Source organism: Vibrio sp. Sgm 5 (genome assembly GCF_026241575.1).
GTDB classification, from domain to species: domain Bacteria; phylum Pseudomonadota; class Gammaproteobacteria; order Enterobacterales; family Vibrionaceae; genus Vibrio; species Vibrio jasicida.
In genome coordinates, this window is the sequence record NZ_JAPHPY010000006.1 from 90,775 (window position 1) to 111,007 (window position 20,233).

The following is a 20,233-nucleotide window of genomic DNA, read 5'->3' on the forward strand; positions in this document are numbered from 1 at the left end:
GTATCTCCATATGTGCAGTTAAGTACAGTATTCCCTACACTCATTCCTTGGATGAGGTTGGCTGGATTCCCGAGTGTGAGTTGGGCGACAGTAGAGTCTGCGATATGGCACTGAAGTTCCGAAGAGTCAGTCAAATCAATGCGGTTTCCATCTGAATATTCCCCCATGACTTGAAAGGGAAGCGTTAAGCCTTTAGGTGTTGAACCTTCGTTTGCCAATACGAGAGTTAATTTTGAGAGCATTGCTTCGGACACTGTGATTTCTAAGCTTACAGAGAAGGCGAGACCATCTTTATTTATTGATGCGGTGATGGTTGTGGCTCCTTGTGATTTCGCAAGCAATAAGCCGCTTGAGTTAATCGTCGCGACCTTCTCATTCGAGCTATTCCAAATCACGGTATCTGTTTCGGTAAGCCAACTGTTATTCTCTGAGTCAAGAAGTTGAGCGCGTAAATAGAGCTTATCCCCTTTGGGTAGTGACTGAGATTCAGCGTGAATGACTAACTCATGAGAAACCGTGGACTCTTCGTATGATAGGGAGAGAACTGGATCTTTGTTGAAATCACAGCCTGTTAACGAAAATAGACAAAAGAGAATAGAGATGAGCGTTCTGTTTTTCATGTTGTTTTTGACTTTACACTTTCATTTTATTGCAAAATGTAAAGTTCAAGCGGAGAGATTAAATAGCAGGTTTGACGGCTATTTCGCGGCGATGCTAACACGGAAAGCGAATCAGCCCCTCAAGAGATGCTGACTTGTGAACTCTGCGAGCGAGTGGTGAAGTTACGGGCTAGTCGACCATTAGGTGATTTGCTATTATCGCCACCCCAAAATGACTTTTGAGTTTGCATTCAACATGATTCAACAATTGCTGTTAACTTTTCCTCCAATGCTATTTGGCGCCCAAGCGCTGTTGACCTTACTTTTGATTAAGGGTGATATCTGCCCTGGTCAACGTGGTCGCCTGCATAAGATGTTGCCATCAATTGGCGTACTTTGGTTGGCAGTGGCGTCGCTTCGTATTGAAGCTTTCATGATCGTATTCGCGATCTTTTATTTTTACTCTCAAGTTCAGACTAAGAAGACACGTGAGAAAGGGCCATTATGGGCTCTGCATCTAGCGAACGGTTTGGCGTTCGCGTACGTGAGCATTCAACTATTTGAGCAACCGCATTGGGCGGCAAGCGCTTCAGTGGCATTGATGATCTTCTTCTTAGGTGCCGTGTTTGCGCAGTTACTTCTAGTTATCGCACGTAGCCGCTTGCAAGCATTTCACCGAATCTTACCGGTTACGGGTGTTGTTTCGGGTATGCTGTTGGTCGTGATGACGTTGTTTTCTGCTTATCAGTTGGATGAAGCGACATTGAATGGCGTGACACAACATATTCTAGCGTCACTGGCGATGCTGATTATGGCAATCGTGGTTTGGTGCTGGCATCTCTTCACTCATAAAGCGCCAAACAAAGTGCAATTGGCGGCAGCGTTGCTTCTTGCTTTGGCTTCAATGACAAGCTTACAGGGGCTGTTCCTATTGGGGGCATAGACCGAACGAACTAACACTTCTGTCTTCTTTTCTTTTTGTGAGCTCGGGATTTAGATCGATCTCACTTTCAAAACATTCGATTAAGTCTACGCTTTAGTTATAGCCTCATTCATTTCGAGAGAGTCCTGACGCACGTGCTCAACGGAATTGGGGTCAAATACCTTGTCTTAGAGGAGTGTCGCGATGGATTTAAGCAACGTAAGTAACTGGGACAGCATTATCTTGTTGGGTATCGTTAATGAAAAGCTGCGCTTAGAATGTGATAGCTTTGAAGAGTTGGTATCGATGTACGAGATGGATGTGGAATCGGTAGTGGGCAAGCTCGATATGCTTGGCTATCAATATGACCCACTGACCAATCAATTTAAATCTTACGAACGTTAGTTTCGTTTCAATTGTCGATCTTTAAGCCATCTTGATCCCATCAAGGTGGCTTTTACATTGCTGGCGAGCTGTTGCAAAGAAAGCCTGTAAGTAACGTTTCTCTTTTTCTGAGTTACGTGTTGCTGCGAACAATCTACGCCATAACCCCTCTCCAAAAGGCATGCTGGTAATCAAACCTTGGCGCGAGAACTCAGAAATCGCCCAATTTGGTAATGCTGCTACCCCCAATCCTGCTGACACCATTTGTACGAGCATTAATGTGTTGTCCGCTTGTTTCCACTTGGCTGGCTCAACTCCCGCAGGGTGTAAGAAGTGTTTGACCACATCCAATCTTTGTTTCTGTACTGGATAAGAAAGCATGGTTTGATCAGCAAGATCTTCAGGCTCAATGACGTTTTTGTTCGCTAATGGGTGGCTAGTCGAAGTAATCAAGCGCATTTCGAAGTCAAACAACGGTTCATAATGGACTTCGGAGCGTGGCTGAATGTCTGATGTAATGACCAAATCAAGCTCGCCAGCCAACAGGGCTGGTAGAGGTTCAAAGCCGAAGCCGGAAGAGAAATCGAGCGTCACACTTGGCCAAGTTAATTGGTATTCCTTCAGTGCTGGCATTAACCATTGGAAGCAAGAGTGGCACTCAATCGCCATGTGCAAACGACCGTTGACGTCCTCTTTCAAGCTCGCAAGCTCGTTTTCTGCTTTGGCGAGTTTTGGCAAGATTTCATCAGCGAGACGAAGCAAAATTTCACCTTCTGAAGTGAATTTAACGGGGCGGGTTTTGCGCAAAAAAAGCTGCCCACCAATACGAGATTCAAGATCTTTTATTTGATGAGAAAGGGCAGATTGCGTCAGGTGCAAAGCGGTTGCGGTTGCCGTTAATGAACCAGTATCCCTCAGTGAAGTGAGTGTGCGTAAGTGTTTCAACTCTATCATGAATCCCATTCATCCTTTTATGTCTGCCATGAGCTTTATTAACTTACCCATAAAAAATGGATATGTAAACGTCTAGACGTCCATTTGTTTTAGTCTAGTGCGAGTGAGATCGCTCAATATGAAATTTTTTAATAAACAAGTTGAATAATTGGATGTTGTTCAATGCGGTTACCAGAGCGATAGCTTTAGCCATCCAGACATCTTGATAGGTTTTCTCTCGATGCTCTGACCTCAACATCAGACACTGAATAAGGAATACGGACATGGCAACGACAACGCATATTCTTGGTTACCCACGCATTGGTGAAAAACGAGAACTTAAGTTTGCTCAGGAAAAATACTGGCGTGGTGAAATCGATCAGGCGGAGCTTAAGCGAGCAGGGGCAAACTTGCGAGCACAAAACTGGAACACACAAACAGAGGCGGGTTTGAGCTTCACAACTGCGGGTGATTTTGCTTGGTACGATCATGTTTTAACCACAACATTGCTATTGGGACATGTACCAAAGCGACACGCAAGTGGGTTTCCAGATTTAGACACACTATTTAAAGTCGGTCGTGGTCAATCTCAATCTGCTTGCGACTGTGGGGGGGGCGGCAGCCTCTGATATGACGAAGTGGTTTAATACCAATTACCATTACATTGTGCCTGAGTTCAGCAAGGATGATACGTTTGAAGTCAGTTGGCCACAGCTTTTTGACGAAGTGAATGAGGCAGTCAAAGCCGGCCACAAAGTAAAACCTGTTTTGCTTGGGCCGCTCAGTTACCTCTATCTAGGTAAGGAGATGGAAGAAGATTTTGATCGTTTGACTTTATTGCCAAGGCTACTCTCTGCGTATCAAGCAATTCTTTCTAAACTTGCTAGTCAAGGTGTGGAATGGGTACAAATTGACGAACCGATTCTCTCGCTTGAGCTGGAAAGTAAATGGTTGGATGCGTTCAAGCTAGCTTATCAGGTCATTCGTAGTGACGTAAAAGTGTTGCTAACCACTTATTTTGATTCGGTCACGGACACGTTGGATAAAATCATCGAGCTTAATGTTGATGGACTTCATGTCGATTTATCTGCATCGCCTGAGCAGTTTGAAGAAGTGGTAGCAAAACTGCCTAGTAGCTGGGTATTGTCTGCGGGCGTGGTGAATGGACGTAATGTGTGGCGATCGGATTTAAGTGCTCAATTAGAGCGCTTATAGCCAGTTAAAGAGAAACTTGGCGACAATTTATGGGTAGCCAGTTCGTGTTCATTGCTACACAGCCCGGTAGACCTAGAGTTAGAAACGGAGTTAAGTGAAGAAGTAAAAAGTTGGTTTTCTTTCGCCAAACAAAAAGTAACGGAAGTTGCCTTGCTTGGCCGTGCGCTTGATGGAGACCAAAATGCGATTTTAGCTTGTGATACGTATAGTCAACCCATTAAAGATCGTAAAGCCGCTTCACATGTTAACAAACCACACGTTCAGTCTCGTTTGAACCAAATCACGGCGGCGCTCAGTCAGCGCAGTGCACCTTATGAAGAGCGTGCCGTACACCAAGCTGAAGTGCTTGGCTTGCCACTCTTGCCGACTACGACTATCGGGTCTTTCCCACAAACGGCAGAAATTCGGGTTCAGAGAAGTGCCTTCCGCAATGGTCAACTTTCAGAATCAGATTATAAACAGGCATTGAAAGGACACATCGCTGATGCGGTGAAACGCCAGGAAGCACTCGATCTTGATGTTCTTGTGCATGGTGAGGTTGAGCGTAATGACATGGTGGAGTATTTTGCTGAAAACCTGGCGGGCTTCCAAACCACTCAATTTGGTTGGGTACAGAGCTATGGTTCTCGTTGTGTCAAACCAGCGATTGTGGTCGCAGATATTGAGCGTGTAAAACCGATTACGGTGGAATGGTCGACGTATGCACAATCGTTGACCATCAAGCAAATGAAGGGCATGTTAACTGGTCCAGTGACGATTCTGTGTTGGGCATTCCCACGTGAAGACATTACTCGCAAAGAAATTGCAGACCAGCTGGCCCTTGCACTTCGTGATGAAGTCTCAGACTTGCAAGAGGCGGGTATCAACATTATTCAAATCGATGAGCCAGCGATTCGTGAAGGCTTACCATTGAAGAAGCGTGACCATAAAGAATATCTAAATTGGGCCGTCGATGCGTTTAAGATCTCTGCGGCAAGTGCGAAACCGGAAACGCAAATTCACACCCACATGTGTTATAGCGAGTTCAATGAGATTATTGATTCGGTGGCGGCGTTGGATGCGGATGTCATTACCATTGAGACATCTCGCTCGAACATGGAATTACTCAAAGCGTTTGAAGAGTTTAATTATCCAAACGAAATTGGTCCGGGTGTGTACGACATCCATTCTCCGAACATTCCAACGGAGGAGTGGATTGAAGGCTAACTCAAGAAAGCAGCTGAAAAAATACCGGCGCAACGCTTGTGGGTGAACCCTGATTGTGGACTTAAAACGCGTAATTGGGCAGAAACCGAAGCCGCATTAGGTAACCTTGTCTCTGCTGCTAAGAAGCTCAGAGCTGAACTCGTATAAGCGCTTAGTTTTTCAAACTGGCCGTAGAAACAAAAAAGCGAGGATATCTATCCTCGCTTTTTTATTTTATCGAGCGTCTAACTCAAGAAGATTGAGTCGCGTATTACTGTGCTTTTTGACCTGCGCTGCATGTTTGCGCTGACACCAACTCATCCGCCATTAATTGGCCGCGGGAGTTGCGTACTTTGATTCGGTACATCAAGCCCATATCAATTTGCTCACGCACCGCTGGTGTATTGCAGTAAGTGTATATACTGGTGTTCACTACTTGATTTAACGGCTTGGCACCAAGCGCATCATCGTTATAAATCATCATCATCTCAACCACATTTTTGTTGGAAGAAATGCGTAAGATTTTTAATGGACCGTATTCAAGCGGTAAACCTGCAGAAAGAACACCAGCGCGGTTAGAAGCCATCAACTCAAGTTGATGTTGCTTGTCATCTCTTGATGAACAACCTGCTAGTGCACCGAATACGAGGAAAAGACACAGTAATTTTTTCATAACTTAAAACACTTTCTTGAACGGTTTTACGATGACATTTTCGTAAACGCCCGCTGCAATGTATGGATCGGCATCAGCCCATGTTTGAGCTTCTTCCAAAGAGGAAAATTCTGCTATGACTGTCGAGCCAGTAAAGCCTGCTTCACCCGGATTATCGGAATCAATGGCTGGCATTGGACCTGCAGTGAGTAGACGTCCTTCGTCTTGAAGTTGCTGCAAGCGCTCAAGATGTTGAGGGCGAACACTCAGACGTTTTTCTAATGAGTTCTCGATGTCCTGAGAAAAAATGACGTACCACATAGCATATTTCCTTAATTGGTAGGGTAAAGTCTTAATTTAACGCCTTTTTTGTGCCACTCACAAGTCAACAATGGAATTTGTGAGGTTGTTCCTAGCAATTCGTTATATTAAACCAAGTTATTACTTTTGAACTGGGCGTGGTTTACCTTCGCTATCGATCGCAACATAGTTGAATGTGGCGTCACAAACCATGAAGCGCTCTTCTACACCGTCGACTTTAACAGGCTTCACCCATACTTCTAGGTCTACACTCATCGAAGTTCTGCCGATCTTTGAGCATACTCCGTAACAACAGACAACATCGCCGACGCTGACAGGTTTTTTAAATGTGATGCTAGAAACCGAGACAGTAACAACTCGGCCTAAGGAGATTTCTTTAGCCAGAATCGCGCCAGCTAAGTCGAGTTGGGACATGATCCAGCCGCCGAAGATATCGCCATTGGCATTAGTATCAGCGGGCATAGCAAGGGTGCGAAGCAATAATTGGCCTTTTGGTGTATGACCTTCTTGATTCATGATGACATCCTACAATCTTTATTAAGCTCAAAAATGGAGCAAATAATGCACCAAGATTTCTGGCGCAAACAACAAAACAGCGACCCTGAGGTCGCTGTAAATAATCAATGTAAGAAGATTATAGCAAAATTGAGCTTTTAATCATCAACCGAAACATCGGATGAGTTTTCTTTCTTCTCTTTTTGATCTTTTGGCATGTGCTTGTAGATGTAGAAGCCCGTAGCGATCATGTAAGCGAATGTCGCGATCAGTAAACCGAACACTTTGAAGTTAACCCACACATCGAGTGGGAGCTTAAACGCTACGTATACGTTTAGGCCGGCACAGAACGAGAAAAAGCCAACCCATGCCCAGTTGATTTTGGTCCAGACCGCTTCAGGCAAAGTGATTTCTTTACCAAGCATGCCTTTGATCGCGGACTTGCCCATAGCATGACTTACGGCTAAGCCAACAGCGAACAGTGCATAGATGATGGTTACTTTCCATTTGATGAAGTTGTCATCGTGGAAAAATATGGTCATGCCACCGAAGATAGCCACCATTGCGAAAGTAACCAATTGCATCTTTTCTACTTTCTTGTAGAGAGCAAACGTCAACACGATTTGAATAGCCGTTGCGATGATAAGCGCGCCTGTCGCAACATAGATATCGTGCATCTTGTATAGGACAAAGAAGACAATGAGTGGAATAAAATCAAGGATTTGCTTCATGATGCAAAAAACTACCTAGTTATTGAGTTGAGGACAGTCTAGCGGAATCTGAGGCAATGTGAATATATTATAGAATATAGAGGAAAGAAATAGCCGCATTCAGCGGCTATTTTGTTGGACAGAAGGAAGAGGTTCAGGCTACGTTTTGGTAACGAGTGATGAGGTTTTTCACATCTTCCAAATAGCCTTCGCGTAACAGGTTATCGACTGTTGCTTCTAGTTCGTCATGGGACATGGTGAAGCAGGTTGATTTTCCCGTCATCAGGTTGAGGTACTGATGGTATTCTTCTTCTGTATAGTGTCCAACACGGTCTAAAAGTAAGGTTTTAATACCGTGGTGAATCAAGCCGTAATAAGTATGTCGATGAAGCATCATGGTCACCTCCTTATCAAGTTTCCCCGCTAATAAAGAGAGGGCTTGAATCTATGGATAATTCGTTTGTACTTCAGTAATGCATATCAGGTGCCAATTATTCATTCTCAATTTCGAAAGAATTCGACGCGGTGTCTTTGTTGAGCCAGTTGTTCAGGACATGCCTGAGGGCATTTAAAGTCGTTGGCTTTTCCAAACGCCCATCCATGAGCTTGGCAATCATTTCAAGCTCGCGTTCTCCAGACTCTCCTGAGAGCGCAATGATCGGCGTGTTAGGCGATAGCGCTTTTATCTTTTCACTGGCTTCAAATCCATTCATTACAGGCATTTGCACATCCATTAATATCAAATCGATGTGGTTAGCTTCAAACAGTTCGACCGCATTCTCTCCGTTCTTGGCTTGCAAGCTATTCACACCAAGTTGGTTTAAATACATTTGCACTAATGCTCGTTGCACTTCTTTATCATCAACGATGAGTACGGTTGGTGCGTGTTTATCTATTTGTACGTTCGATTTGGCTTTTTGTTCAGTGTGACTATTCTTCCAATCCGTGAAATAAGGCGTACGTAAGGTTTCAGCTTTTGGCGCATTAGGGACAACAGGGAAATAAAGGTGAAACTCGGTGAACTCTTCCAGTTTTGAGTGGCACTCAATTCTCCCGCCAAATGAACGCATTACGCGTTGGCAATAACCAAGCCCCAAGCCGCTACCACCACTTTTCTGGTAAGAGAAGAAGTCGTCAAAGATTTTGTGAGAGATCGTCTCGTCGATACCAGGACCGGTATCGCGGAACACAAGCACGTTTTCATAAGCCCCAGTACTGGTGCTGATTTCAATTTGACTATCTGGATAGGAATCAAAATAGTAAATTGCGTTACGAATGAGGTTAAAAATAACGAAGTTAAATAAGGTCTCATTTAGCTTGGCCACAAAATCAGTATGTTGTGGTAAACGAATTCTCTCAATTATCTTCTCATTTTCAAAACCGTAGTGGCTGACCGCTTGATCGACCGCTTTATGAATTGAAGAGAGGGCAATGGGCTCATGTTCAGGGGCGCTGTCGCTGACCTCCCGAAGAATGATATCAATCAACTGACGGCCACGTTGGATGGCCGCCTGACCATTTTCGATGTCAATTTTTATCTGCTCAATCGGCGCTTGGTTTTCAATATGCTGCTTCAGAGCCTCAAATTGCAATTGAACTTGAGCGAGAGGATTACGCATTTCGTGGGCAATTGAGTTAGCCAGCGCACGGCTTTGACGAATACGTCGATCGGCCTCAATGGTGCTTTGAACACGTGTAAGCAAGGTTTGCAACGCGGAGATCTCTTCATTTGAGAACAACTGATTGTTGATCTTATGTGGTGAGACCAATAGGTGCGTCACGGATTTGCCTTGCCCGAAGAGTGGCATAACCAAAGCCGTATTGTTTGAACTCATTTTTTCGTACAAGGCTTTTACGGAGCCCTTTGATGAGCTTGCATAGTCAATCTCGTCAGAGAGTTCGTCTAACACTAAGACAGATTTGTTTGACGACAAGTAGTCTTCGTAAAATGTCTCAGTGTAATTACTGGTCACCAAGCGGAGCTTGTCGTTCGGGATTTGAAGTAATATTCCCAAACGTCTCATCGCATCATCAATCGACAGTTTGAACTCATCCTCAAGCGCTAAGATTTGTTGCACGGGTGTTTTCTTATTGCCGTAAATCAAAAACGATGAATAACGGCTTACTCGTTTATAAAGTAGATGCCAAGTAATGCCGATTAGGGCGCAGATTGGTGTGGCGATTAACCATTGTTTGCTATCTGTCATTGGGATGAAGATTGCACCTAAAGGCAAAACGAATATCGCGCATACGAGCAATGCGCTGAGTGACATGTATGCGAGGTATTTGACGCTATAAAAACGTGAGGTGAGTAGCGCATAACCTACGAATAACATTTCACTGATAGACAACGCTGGTGGTAGCCAAGTCAGTGAAAAGTCACCCATGAAGTAAGTCATGCCAAGGTGTATGGTTGCCGTTGATAGCATGAACACCAAGATGCCTGCGATCATGTAGTTGGTTTTGGCTAGCGTTAGTCTGCTGCTGTTAGCGCGCATGGCGACTAAGTTGACCAAAGTGAGCACAACGAAACTTACCAAACCTATGAAGAAGTAGGAGGTCTGTGGGCCAAACTCAATGACAAACTCACTAGGCCCAACGATTTCGACATGCTCTACCGTTAAGTTCGGTTGTAAGTTGATAAATAATGAGTAGACCGTCAGGGTGACGAAGATCAGTTGTTGCCAAGGGTGTACTTTGCCCTTTCTTTGCTCGGCAGAGAGTTGGCAAGAAAAGTAATAGGCGAACGCAAATGCGAAGAAGGACGCAAGGTTAGCAAACTTTGCCATAAAGATGCCGACATCCGGCCCCAAATCAGGCAAGAGCTCGGTATGGAAATACGCATTGCTGCTTATCCAAGCAATGATGCAAACAGAGTAAGCAATGTAAGGCGCGTGATGCGTCCCAAAGATAACCTCGTTTTTTTGTTTTAAGCGAAAGCAGTAGTAAATCAGCCACATAAAAACCACTGCTACCGTGGCAAGTAGCGTAATGGCTTTTGCGTAGATGATTGTCTCTAAACCGAAATCAAACATATTCATCCCTTCCGGATGACGCTCGTTTTCGGTTGGCTCTCACTGCGCGTTTGTAGGCGCGGAAATCGGTTTGATTGAATGCTTTGACCATCATTTCGAAATTCCAGAATCCCCGGTAAGTTTCTTTGCCGTCATTATTGAGATCGCAATATCCAGAATGGAAATACGCTTTCTTATCGATCGACTGATAAAAGTTGAGCATGAAAGGTTGCTCAATGATGGTGAAGCCTACTTTATAACCAGCTTGATACAGTACGTTCATTAGCTCTTTTTGTGCAAGGTAGAGAAAGTAGAGTTTCTGCTGGGCATTTCCACTTACTGTCAAGCGCAGGACTTCACACACGGATTGTGTATCGGATAATAGTAACTTGAATTCGCGATCAAATTCTGGGAGAGAGTAACATTTTAACAGTGTAGATGATGTAAAAAGCTGTAATCGCGTTAGTTCTTCGTACCCATGGTTTGGTAAACAGTAGTGCCATTGTTCGTTGCTAAATTGTGGTGCGTAGCTCAACCAACGGTTGTGAATAGCCCAATCCTGAACCAAAGCAGAGGCAACAAGGGTAGGAACCGCTTCATTGTCTGGATGTTTTAGTAATATAAAGTGCTTCCCTGTTTGCGACAGCAACAGTAACGGCAGCATTTCGTACCACTTTTCACCTTGTATAAAAAGCTCAAGATTACTTAACGTGACTGCATCACTCAGTGATATTGCTTGAGAGTGAGAGGGTGTTTTTACCATAAGTTGAGCATCTTCTATGCGTTCAATCATGGCACCGTAATAAGCGCTATCTTCAAAGGGCAATTTGGTACTTATTGTAGAGATTTCCTGTACAGGAGGCTTCGTCTTGATTGCTGCAATTTCACATTCACACCAAAACTCCAGCCAGTGCGTAAAGCACTGAGATGCGACAAGCTCTAACGCCGTAATGTAAGGCGATAAGGTGGAAGGGTAACGTTGTACTAAATCACGATAGTCCATCGATTCAAACAGCACTGAAAAGCTCTTAGCCTTATGTTCTGGGAAGAGTGCAATGAGTTGATTTCTTCGGTAGTCAGTAACGGATTGGAATATAACTTGACGTTCTTGCGTATCGAAACCACTAAGAACCGCATTGATCAGCGCGAGCTGTTTTTTTTCAATAGGCATGCTGCTCGCAGATAGCACCCCTAAAGACGACGTAAAATTCATGAGATAACCTAGCCAAGGTTTATGGTTTTTTATTTATGCCGCTCTTATATCATTTAAAACAAAATATGCCATTAGTTTCTATTTAAACGGTTACCTAAGGCAGATTTATCGTAAAAAAAGCCGCTCGATGGAGCGGCTTGAATGAGCGTTAATTTAAATTATGCTTCTTGCTTTTGAAGCTCAGTTTGTTGTGCTTCTTCTTCAATAAGTGCATCCACGATAACGGCACATGCTGCATCACCTGTGATGTTTAGTGCGGTACGAATCATGTCGAAGATACGGTCAAGCGCAAACAATAGTGGGAGACCTTCGATTGGAATACCAGCAGCAAGCAGTACCGCGACTACTAGGAATGAAGGACCAGGAACACCCGCTTGGCCTACTGCGCCCAGTGTCGAAGTGACGATGATCGCAATGTAAGCGCCCATGCCTAGGTCGATGTTGAACAATTGCGCGAAGAAAATTGCCACTAGGCCGTAGTAAATCGCGTTACCAGACATGTTGATTGTCGCACCAAGAGGCAGAACAAATGATGCTGTTGAGTTGCGAACACCTAGCTCTTTCTCACACGTATCCATTGTTACAGGCAGCGTTGCCATTGAAGAGGCGGTAGAAAGGGCAACTGCTTGTGGCTTCTTCATTGCTGATACGAATTTCTTCGCCGATGTCTTAGTGAAGATATGTACCATTGCTGGGTAAACCACGAAGCCGAACACTAGGATTGCCGCTACGTAAACGACGAACAGTTTGAAGACCACCATTAGGGCACCAAAACCGAACGTACCTACCGCTTCAGCCATCAGACCAAATACACCGATAGGCGCAATGATCATCACTTTGTTGATCATCCAAACCATAGCGTCAACGATGCAGTTAACACCATTGATGATTGGCTCGCGACGTGATTTTTCTTGTTTTGAAATCGCGATACCGAAGAACATACAGAACACAAGGATCTGAAGGATGTTCGCTTCGTTTAGTGATTGGAAAACGTTAGTTGGGATCATACCAGTGATGGTTGCCCAGAAAGTAGGTAATTCACCTTTTGAAGCGTATTCAGCTGAGAACATACCTTCAACGCCAGAAACGTCGATGCCCATGCCTGGTTGGAATACTTCACCCATAAACAGTGCTAGTGCGACAGCTAGGGCAGACGTTAGACCAAAGTAACCTAGCGTTACCAAGCCCACTTTACCTGCAGATTGGCTGTTGCCTAGACCTGCTGCACCTGAGATAAGCGCTACTGCGACCAGAGGGATCACAAGCATCTTGATCAGGTTGATGAAGATAGCACCTAGTGGTGCAAATACTGTCGCGCTTTGACCCATGAAGGCACCAACGGCAGTACCTACGATCATTGCAATGACGACTTGTACGCCAATGTTGTTTAGCAAACTCTTTTTGTTTAACACTTCCATAACCTCTGTGCTAATAAAATGTAAAATCCTAAAATTACCCACCAATATAAAGTTGTTATTTGGATAATTATATCGCCTTGCTTTTTACACTTATCATTCACAATTAGCAATACAATTTCCGTACAAACTTATCAACTGATCGGGAATTCATTGATGAATGGTAGTTTTTTAATCGCAAGCAAACGATTGCCATCGATCGTGCTGATGTTTTTACTTGGTGGTGTTTATAAAATATATGGTAAGAAAGAGGGGAATTTAGAGAATGGATGTTAAAAAAAAGATCGATTCCGAATGGTAAATAAGGAATCGATCTCATATTTATGCGAGTAGTAATACGTTATTTTTGTGTTGCTGCTTTCATAGCAGATACGAATTCACTTAGCTTGTCTAGCATGATTTGTGGCTGCTCAACGTGCGCTTCAATGATCTTCACCACGGCTGAGCCAGAAATCGCACCAGCGGCACCAGATTCTAGTGCTTGTTTCACCTGTGCTGGCTCAGAGATGCCAAAACCAAGTAATGCTGGTGGCGCATCAAATTGGTTCAGTCTATCGAGCATGTGACCTACAGGCATGTTTGCTTTGGTTTCTGCGCCAGTAACACCTGCACGAGATAGTAGGTAAGTGTAGCCGCCACCCAGCTTCGATACTTGCTTCAGTGTTTCATCACTTGCCGTTGGTGGTGCAATGAAGATTGGGTGAATACCACACTTCTCTGCAGCTGCGACAAACTCTGCACTTTCATTGGTTGGTACATCTGCAATCAAAACAGAATCGATGCCTGCTTTTGCGCAACGCTCATAGAAATTTTCGATACCACGAGAGTAAACAAGGTTCGCGTACATCAGAAGACCAATAGGCAGCTCTGGATACTTAGCTCGGATCTTACCAATTTGCTCGAAGCAGATATCTGGTGTTGCACCTGAGTCTAACGCGCGAATGTTAGCGCCTTGGATGGTTGGGCCATCGGCTAGCGGATCTGAGAATGGAATGCCAAGCTCTAGTGCATCAGCGCCAGACTCAACCAGGGTTTCCATGATTTTATATGACTGTTCAGCGTTTGGATCACAAACCGTTACGAACGGTACAAATGCGCCTTGGTTTTTCTCGTTTAGACGCGAGAACATCTTTTCATAACGGCTCATTAGATCGCTCCTTTTTCTTCTAGGATGGCATGCACAGTGAAGATATCTTTATCACCACGACCAGATAGGTTGACTACCAGCAATTGTTCTTTCTCAGGATTCTCACGAGCCATACGCAGTGCGTGTGCCACGGCGTGAGAAGATTCTAGGGCAGGGATAATGCCTTCATGGCGTGCAATCTCTTGGAATGCTTCTAACGCTTCATCGTCTGTTACGTTGTCGTATTCTGCACGACCAATTGCGTTTAGGTGCGCGTGCTGAGGACCAACTGAAGGGAAATCAAGACCCGCAGATACAGAGTAAGACTCTTCAACTTGGCCGTTAGGATCTTGCATTAACGGTGCTTTCATACCAAAGAAGATGCCCGTTTTGCCATGTTTAAGTGGTGCACCGTGCTGGTCTGTATCGATGCCTTTACCTGCTGGCTCAACACCAATTAGGCGAACGCTTTCTTCTTCGATGAAGTCAGCAAACATACCAATCGCATTTGAACCACCGCCCACACATGCGATAACCGCATCAGGAAGACGACCTTCACGTGCCAAAATCTGATTCTTCGTTTCTTCACCAATCATGCGTTGGAAATCACGCACGATCGTTGGGAATGGGTGAGGACCTGCCGCTGTACCTAATAGGTAGTGCGCGTCTTCATAAGTTGCAGACCAGTCGCGCAGCGCTTCGTTACATGCATCTTTAAGTGTCGCTGAACCAGAGTGAACAGGAATGACTTCTGCACCCATTAGCTTCATACGGAATACGTTCGGGCTTTGACGCTCAACGTCTTTTGCACCCATGTAAACGCGACACTTAAGGCCAAGCAGCGCACACGCTAGTGCAGTTGCTACACCGTGTTGGCCTGCTCCCGTTTCAGCGATGATTTCGTTTTTACCCATGCGTTTCGCAAGCAGAGCTTGACCTAACACTTGGTTGGTCTTGTGCGCGCCACCGTGAAGTAGGTCTTCACGTTTTAGGTACAGTTTAGTTTTCGTACCTTTGGTTAGGTTACGAGTTAGAGTCAAAGCCGTTGGACGGCCCGCATACTCTTGAAGAAGCGTCATGAATTCGCTGCGGAATTCTGGATCTTCTTGCGCGTCGATAAACGCTTGCTCTAGTTGCTCCAGTGCTGGAACTAGAATTTGCGGAACGTACTGACCGCCGTATTCGCCAAAGTAGGCATTCAGTTTTGCCATCGTTATATTCCTTCTCGTATTTTTCGCTACGAATAGCTTTAAATTTTTTAGCTGATATCCAGCTTTAGTAGTTGCGAATGGCGGTGAAGGCCGCGAGCAACTTCTGTGAATCTTTTTTGCCTGGTGCACTTTCTACACCAGAGTTTAAATCTAATCCCAAGCAACCTAGTGTCGCTGCTTGTTGAGCATTTTCTGGCGACAGTCCGCCCGCTAGCATAATTTGACTTGGGTCGCCGATCAGTGACCAGTCGAACACTTGACCAGTTCCGCCGGTTTGAGTGCCAACTTGCGCATCTAATAAATGGCGGTCAATGTTGTCTGCAAGTAGTTCTGGCTTCGCATCAGTCACGCCGTAAGCTTTCCAAATTTCTACTGCTGCTGGCAGTTCGGCTTTGAGTTGGTTAACGTAAGCTTGGTCTTCTTGGCCGTGCAGTTGCACTGCTTTTAAACCCAAAGAGGTCACGACAGAAGCAACAAAATCGATATCGTGATTTTGGAAAACGCCGACGTAGTTAAGTGGAGCACCGCTCATGGTTAAGCGAGCACCCTCAAGGTCAACCGCACGCTTCGACTTCTCGACAAAAATCAGGCCACCAAATACTGCACCAGATTGATACGCTTTTGCTGCGTCATCTGGGTGCGTTAAGCCACAGACTTTGTTTTCACCCAACGTGACTTTGCGTACTGCAAGTTCAAGGTTGTCTTCTGCCATCAGCGAGCTACCAATCAAGAATCCGTCTGCGTATTCCGCTAAATCACGAACTTGTTGATGCGTATAAATGCCAGACTCTGAAATCACGGTCGCATTTGGTGCTAATTCGCGAATTGTCGGCGCCAGTTCTTTAGTACGATTCAAATCAGTACTTAGGTCGCGCAAGTTACGGTTATTGATTCCGATAACGCGTGCGCCTAGCTTAACAGCACGATGAAGCTCTTCTTCGTTGCTGACTTCGGTCAGGATACCCATGTTCAGGCTGTGTGCTGCTTCTTCTAGCGCTTTGTACTCTTCGTCATTTAAGACAGAAAGCATCAGTAGCACGGCATCAGCACTGTAATGACGCGCTAGGTAAACTTGGTAGGTATCTACCATGAAGTCTTTACAAATAACTGGCTGTTTGACTTGACCACGCACTTGAGGAAGAAAGTCAAAGTTGCCTTGGAAGTACTTCTCGTCTGTTAGGACTGAAATGGCATCTGCATGGTTGTTGTAAACCGATGCAATGTAATCCAAGTCGAAGTGATCACGAATCAAACCTTTAGAAGGAGATGCCTTCTTACATTCGGTGATGAATGCCGTCTTTTCGCCACTCAGAGCATCGTAGAAGCTGCGGTCCGATGGAAGCAAATCAGACTGAAAGGTGCTTAGCGGTTGAGACACCTTACGGTCTGCTACCCACTGATATTTGTCGCGGACAATTTTCGCCAGTACTTCTGCCATTTCTGCTTCTTTCTTAGAAACGTGTTCAGACAGGTTGTCAGCTTGCTGAGTGTTGAAGTCAGTCATCTTCTTCAATTCCTTAAGCGTGTGCGGCAAGTTGTTGTACCAATTGGTAAGCCTTGCCTGAATTCATTGCCTCAATCGCTTGTTGCGTGTTGGCTTTTAAATCTTCGTGGCCGAATAGACGCATTAGCAGAGCAACGTTTACTGCCACTGCACCCAATTGTGCGTCTGTACCTTTACCCGTCAGAATATTGGTAATGATCGCTTTGTTTTCTTCAGGATCGCCACCTTTGATCGCTTCTAGTGGGTGTGCTTCTAGACCGAAGTCTTCAGGCGTTAGTTTGTATTCTGTGATCTTACCGTCTTTGATTTCGGCAACGGTTGTTTCACCGTGAATTGCTACTTCGTCCAAGCCACTGCCGTGTACCACCGCGGCGCGCTTCATACCCATTTGTAGCATGGTTTCTGCGATAGGACGAACCAGTTCTTCACTGTAAACACCCATCAATTCGATGTTTGGACGAGCTGGGTTAATCAGTGGGCCAAGAATGTTAAAGATGGTACGTGTTTTCATGGTTTGACGCACTGGCATCGCATGGCGCACACCACCGTGGTATTGAGGTGCAAATAGGAAAGCAACACCGATATCGTCTACCGCTTTGCGCGTATCTTCTGCGCTCATTGCTAGATTGATACCAAATGAATCAAGAAGGTCAGAAGAGCCTGATTTGCTGGAGACGCTGCGGTTACCGTGTTTCGCTACTTTTAGACCACATGCTGCAGCAACAAACGCCGCAGTGGTTGAAATGTTGATGGTGTTGTGACCGTCGCCGCCAGTACCTACGATATCTGCGAAATCGTAATCTGGGCGAGGGAATGGGTTTGCGTTTGCCAGCAGTGCTTTCGCCGCGCCTGCAATTTCATCTGGTGTCTCGCCTTTGATTTTTAGTGCAGTCAGTGCTGATGCCATCAAAATTGGGTCTAGTTCCCCACGGATAATGATGTCGAATAGCTGTTGGCTCTCTTCCTGAGTAAGCGATTCTTGCTCGTACAGTTTGGTAATAATAGGGTTGATGATTGCTTCCATATTTCCTCTCCTAAATTTCTTATGTGCCAAGTGCTTTTTAAGCAGTGAGTGGGTTCGCTGAAGTTTGTTCTTCTAGTGCCCATTCAATGGCATTGGCCAACAGTGTCGCTCCGTAGGTCGTCATAATAGATTCCGGGTGGAACTGGAACCCGCAAACTTTATCTTCTTCATGTACAACAGACATTACCAAGTCATCCACTTCTGCTGTGATGGTTAGGCTCTCAGGAACCTTGGTCGCAACCAGCGAGTGGTAACGTGCAATTGCAAGTGGTGATGGTAGGTTTTGGTAAATCGCATGGTTTTGGTGCTCCATCATAGAGACCTTACCGTGAATGATTTCGCCCGCGCCAGCAACGGTGCCGCCGTATGCTTCAACAATCGCTTGGTGACCAAGACAAATACCGATCATCGGCACTTTGCCTTTCATACGTTTGATAAGCTCCGGCATTGAGCCTGCCTCTGACGGTGCACCTGGGCCTGGTGATAGCAGGACCACTGGGTTTTCAAGCTCATTTACCGCTTGCTCAATGGTTTCTGCTGGGATGTTGTTTCGGTAAATCTTGACTGAGTGACCTAGCGAGCGGAACTGATCCACAAGGTTGTAGGTGAACGAGTCAAAGTTATCGATAAAAATGATATTAGCCATCTCTGAACCCTATTCCTTATTGTGACTTATGCGCTGCTTGGATAGCAGAGATTACCGCTTGTGCTTTTCCGCGCGTTTCGTCTGCTTCCGCTTGTGGATCAGAGTCGAACACCACGCCTGCACCAGCTTGAACTTGAGCAATGCCGTTCTCAACGTACGCTGAGCGGATCACGATACAGGTGTCGAGTGTGCCTTCACCAGTTAGGTAACCCACAGCACCACCGTAGCTACCGCGACGTGCGCCTTCTACATCGCGAATCAACTGCATTGCGCGAATCTTAGGTGCGCCTGTCAACGTGCCCATGTTCATACACGCTTGGTATGCGTGCAGTGCGTCTAGGTCTTCACGTAGTTGACCGACCACGCGTGATACCAAGTGCATCACGTGACTGTAGCGGTCCACTTTCAATAGGTCTGCCACGTGGCGAGTGCCAGCTTGAGCAATACGAGCGACGTCGTTACGTGCCAAGTCAACCAACATCATGTGTTCTGCGTTTTCTTTCTTGTCGGTGCGCAGTTCAAGTTCGATGCGGCTATCTAGGTCGAAATCAATCTCGCCGTTAGGGCGCTTGCCACGGCGACGAGTGCCGGCGATTGGGTAGATTTCAATTTGGTTGGTATCGGTTTCGTACTTAAGCGCGCTTTCTGGTGATGCGCCAAACAAAGTGAATAGCTCATCTTGCATGTAGAACATGTAAGGGCTTGGGTTGCTCTGTTTAAGTTCTTTGTAGGCCGCCAATGGAGAAGGGCAAGGTAGCGTGAATCGACGAGATGGTACGACTTGGAATACATCGCCTTTCACTACGTACTCTTTAAGGTCACGAACGATTTGGCAGAAGTCTTTATCTTCGATGCTAGGTTGAGCGTGAACATTCTCAAGTTGGGCGGCACTAGGTAGCAGCTTAGGAGAAGTACATTGAGTACTGATTTCTTCGATTCTTGCTTTTAACGCTGACTTTTGAGAATCATCGACAAACAAAGTTGCCTGCAAATGGCAAGACTCTGTCTGATGATCCACAACCAATAGCGTTTCTGCTACGTAAAACACGTAGTCTGGGCATTGGTTAGTTGCTTCTGCATTGCCCAACGGTTCGAAGTTCGCAACTAAGTCGTAGGCAAATAGACCACCAAGGAAAATTGCGTGTTTGTCTTGCTCTGAGATATCGAAGCTGTGCTGAACCAAGCGAAGTGCATCAAAAGATGACGCTTCACGTAGACGAGAATCTTCATCCAGTGTGTCGCATGGTTGTGTAAATTCTAGCGTTAATGTGTCAACGTCAAATTGACGAGAGACATCACCACGGACATTTTGGTTTAAGTGTGCTAGTAGGTTTTTGCCGTTATCCGTGAGAGCTTGCATGGTGACAGTGTGACCAAAGCAGACGATACGAACTGCCGAATCAACCAGTAACAGGGATTTCAAGTCTTGCTTTGAATCGATTTCAGCAGATTCCAGCAATAGGCTGCCAGTTTTGTTCTCACATAGAGTGTGGAACAAGCGAGTCGGGTCTTGAGTATAAGGGACGGAAGCCGTTAGCACTTCAAGCTGTCCAAGTTTCTTAATTTCAATGGCCTTGTTCACAAGACCTCCTTATAGCTGTTTACATCTTCCTGCCGTACATAGTCGCATAAAGCAAACGTTCACCCAATCAAGTTTTGGTCAT

Annotated in this window: 17 protein-coding genes and 2 pseudogenes; 3 read left to right on the top strand and 16 right to left on the bottom strand. The window is 45.4% G+C overall.

Annotation, left to right across the window (positions count from 1 at the left end; genetic code table 11):
* Positions 1–302: 302 nt before the first annotated feature.
* Positions 303–620, bottom strand: a pseudogene (locus OQJ86_RS05205) (Ig-like domain-containing protein); the annotation flags it as partial.
* Positions 621–831: 211 nt separating this feature from the next.
* On the opposite strand from OQJ86_RS05205, the gene OQJ86_RS05210 reads away from it, so the two are divergent.
* Complete coding sequence (locus OQJ86_RS05210) at positions 832–1,542, top strand: hypothetical protein (protein WP_198593898.1); 711 nt, start codon at positions 832–834, stop codon at positions 1,540–1,542.
* Between the two features lie 183 nt (positions 1,543–1,725).
* A complete protein-coding gene (locus OQJ86_RS05215; RefSeq protein WP_005445023.1) occupies positions 1,726–1,926 on the top strand; it encodes a DUF4250 domain-containing protein in 201 nt (66 codons plus the stop codon).
* A gap of 21 nt (positions 1,927–1,947) precedes the next feature.
* Here the strand turns inward: OQJ86_RS05215 and metR are convergent, their stop codons facing one another.
* Positions 1,948–2,859 carry an HTH-type transcriptional regulator MetR gene (gene metR / locus OQJ86_RS05220; RefSeq protein WP_038871949.1) on the bottom strand — a complete coding sequence of 304 codons (912 nt, stop codon included), beginning with the start codon at positions 2,857–2,859 and terminating at the stop codon, positions 1,948–1,950.
* 263 nt (positions 2,860–3,122) lie between these two features.
* Here metR and metE point away from each other — a divergent pair.
* Positions 3,123–5,406, top strand: a pseudogene (gene metE, locus OQJ86_RS05225) (5-methyltetrahydropteroyltriglutamate--homocysteine S-methyltransferase).
* A gap of 103 nt (positions 5,407–5,509) precedes the next feature.
* Here metE and OQJ86_RS05230 read toward each other — a convergent pair.
* The 14 genes from OQJ86_RS05230 to OQJ86_RS05295 form a co-directional block, all read right to left on the bottom strand.
* Entirely contained in the window at positions 5,510–5,911 is a 402-nt protein-coding gene (locus tag OQJ86_RS05230; protein WP_265986951.1) for a GspS/AspS pilotin family protein, read from the bottom strand.
* A 3-nt stretch (positions 5,912–5,914) separates the two neighbouring features.
* Positions 5,915–6,211, bottom strand: coding sequence for a YciI family protein (locus OQJ86_RS05235; RefSeq protein WP_038871892.1), 297 nt, complete (start codon positions 6,209–6,211; stop codon positions 5,915–5,917).
* Positions 6,212–6,331: 120 nt separating this feature from the next.
* Positions 6,332–6,727: an acyl-CoA thioester hydrolase YciA gene (yciA, locus tag OQJ86_RS05240; protein ID WP_038871890.1), complete on the bottom strand. Its 396-nt coding sequence runs from the start codon at positions 6,725–6,727 to the stop codon at positions 6,332–6,334.
* A 137-nt stretch (positions 6,728–6,864) separates the two neighbouring features.
* A complete protein-coding gene (locus OQJ86_RS05245; protein ID WP_038871887.1) occupies positions 6,865–7,437 on the bottom strand; it encodes a septation protein A in 573 nt (190 codons plus the stop codon).
* A gap of 133 nt (positions 7,438–7,570) precedes the next feature.
* Positions 7,571–7,813, bottom strand: a complete 243-nt coding sequence (locus OQJ86_RS05250) for a hypothetical protein (protein ID WP_038871884.1) — start codon at positions 7,811–7,813, stop codon at positions 7,571–7,573.
* Between the two features lie 94 nt (positions 7,814–7,907).
* Positions 7,908–10,451, bottom strand: coding sequence for a quorum-sensing autoinducer 1 sensor kinase/phosphatase LuxN (luxN, locus tag OQJ86_RS05255; RefSeq protein WP_265986955.1), 2,544 nt, complete (start codon positions 10,449–10,451; stop codon positions 7,908–7,910).
* Positions 10,444–11,643: an acyl-homoserine-lactone synthase gene (locus tag OQJ86_RS05260; RefSeq protein ID WP_265986957.1), complete on the bottom strand. Its 1,200-nt coding sequence runs from the start codon at positions 11,641–11,643 to the stop codon at positions 10,444–10,446. The genes luxN and OQJ86_RS05260 overlap by 8 nt, the downstream gene beginning before the upstream one ends.
* Before the next feature lie 158 nt (positions 11,644–11,801).
* Positions 11,802–13,061, bottom strand: a complete 1,260-nt coding sequence (locus OQJ86_RS05265; protein ID WP_265986959.1) for a dicarboxylate/amino acid:cation symporter — start codon at positions 13,059–13,061, stop codon at positions 11,802–11,804.
* 337 nt (positions 13,062–13,398) lie between these two features.
* Positions 13,399–14,205: a tryptophan synthase subunit alpha gene (gene trpA, locus OQJ86_RS05270; protein ID WP_265986962.1), complete on the bottom strand. Its 807-nt coding sequence runs from the start codon at positions 14,203–14,205 to the stop codon at positions 13,399–13,401.
* Complete coding sequence (trpB, locus tag OQJ86_RS05275) at positions 14,205–15,395, bottom strand: tryptophan synthase subunit beta (protein ID WP_005376781.1); 1,191 nt, start codon at positions 15,393–15,395, stop codon at positions 14,205–14,207. Before trpB ends, trpA begins: the two co-directional genes overlap by 1 nt.
* 64 nt (positions 15,396–15,459) lie before the next feature.
* Positions 15,460–16,899 (bottom strand): bifunctional indole-3-glycerol-phosphate synthase TrpC/phosphoribosylanthranilate isomerase TrpF, encoded by a 1,440-nt coding sequence (gene trpCF / locus OQJ86_RS05280; RefSeq protein ID WP_038871867.1) that lies wholly within the window; start codon positions 16,897–16,899, stop codon positions 15,460–15,462.
* 13 nt (positions 16,900–16,912) lie between these two features.
* Positions 16,913–17,923, bottom strand: coding sequence for an anthranilate phosphoribosyltransferase (gene trpD / locus OQJ86_RS05285; protein WP_038871865.1), 1,011 nt, complete (start codon positions 17,921–17,923; stop codon positions 16,913–16,915).
* Between the two features lie 37 nt (positions 17,924–17,960).
* Positions 17,961–18,569, bottom strand: coding sequence for an aminodeoxychorismate/anthranilate synthase component II (locus OQJ86_RS05290; protein ID WP_265986975.1), 609 nt, complete (start codon positions 18,567–18,569; stop codon positions 17,961–17,963).
* A 16-nt stretch (positions 18,570–18,585) separates the two neighbouring features.
* Entirely contained in the window at positions 18,586–20,151 is a 1,566-nt protein-coding gene (locus OQJ86_RS05295) for an anthranilate synthase component 1 (RefSeq protein ID WP_265986977.1), read from the bottom strand.
* Between the last annotated feature and the right edge of the window lie 82 nt (positions 20,152–20,233).

Excerpts from the sequence above, each read along its gene's own strand:
- luxN (WP_265986955.1), bottom strand. The coding sequence starts at position 10,451 with ATGTTTGATTTCGGTTTAGAGACAATCATCTACGCAAAAGCCATTACG.
- OQJ86_RS05290 (WP_265986975.1), bottom strand. The coding sequence starts at position 18,569 with ATGGCTAATATCATTTTTATCGATAACTTTGACTCGTTCACCTACAAC.
- trpCF (WP_038871867.1), bottom strand. The coding sequence starts at position 16,899 with ATGACTGACTTCAACACTCAGCAAGCTGACAACCTGTCTGAACACGTT.
- OQJ86_RS05235 (WP_038871892.1), bottom strand. The coding sequence starts at position 6,211 with ATGTGGTACGTCATTTTTTCTCAGGACATCGAGAACTCATTAGAAAAA.
- OQJ86_RS05245 (WP_038871887.1), bottom strand. The coding sequence starts at position 7,437 with ATGAAGCAAATCCTTGATTTTATTCCACTCATTGTCTTCTTTGTCCTA.
- metR (WP_038871949.1), bottom strand. The coding sequence starts at position 2,859 with ATGATAGAGTTGAAACACTTACGCACACTCACTTCACTGAGGGATACT.
- OQJ86_RS05260 (WP_265986957.1), bottom strand. The coding sequence starts at position 11,643 with ATGAATTTTACGTCGTCTTTAGGGGTGCTATCTGCGAGCAGCATGCCT.
- OQJ86_RS05265 (WP_265986959.1), bottom strand. The coding sequence starts at position 13,061 with ATGGAAGTGTTAAACAAAAAGAGTTTGCTAAACAACATTGGCGTACAA.
- OQJ86_RS05210 (WP_198593898.1), top strand. The coding sequence starts at position 832 with ATGACTTTTGAGTTTGCATTCAACATGATTCAACAATTGCTGTTAACT.
- trpA (WP_265986962.1), bottom strand. The coding sequence starts at position 14,205 with ATGAGCCGTTATGAAAAGATGTTCTCGCGTCTAAACGAGAAAAACCAA.
- yciA (WP_038871890.1), bottom strand. The coding sequence starts at position 6,727 with ATGAATCAAGAAGGTCATACACCAAAAGGCCAATTATTGCTTCGCACC.
- OQJ86_RS05230 (WP_265986951.1), bottom strand. The coding sequence starts at position 5,911 with ATGAAAAAATTACTGTGTCTTTTCCTCGTATTCGGTGCACTAGCAGGT.
- OQJ86_RS05215 (WP_005445023.1), top strand. The coding sequence starts at position 1,726 with ATGGATTTAAGCAACGTAAGTAACTGGGACAGCATTATCTTGTTGGGT.
- trpD (WP_038871865.1), bottom strand. The coding sequence starts at position 17,923 with ATGGAAGCAATCATCAACCCTATTATTACCAAACTGTACGAGCAAGAA.
- trpB (WP_005376781.1), bottom strand. The coding sequence starts at position 15,395 with ATGGCAAAACTGAATGCCTACTTTGGCGAATACGGCGGTCAGTACGTT.
- OQJ86_RS05250 (WP_038871884.1), bottom strand. The coding sequence starts at position 7,813 with ATGATGCTTCATCGACATACTTATTACGGCTTGATTCACCACGGTATT.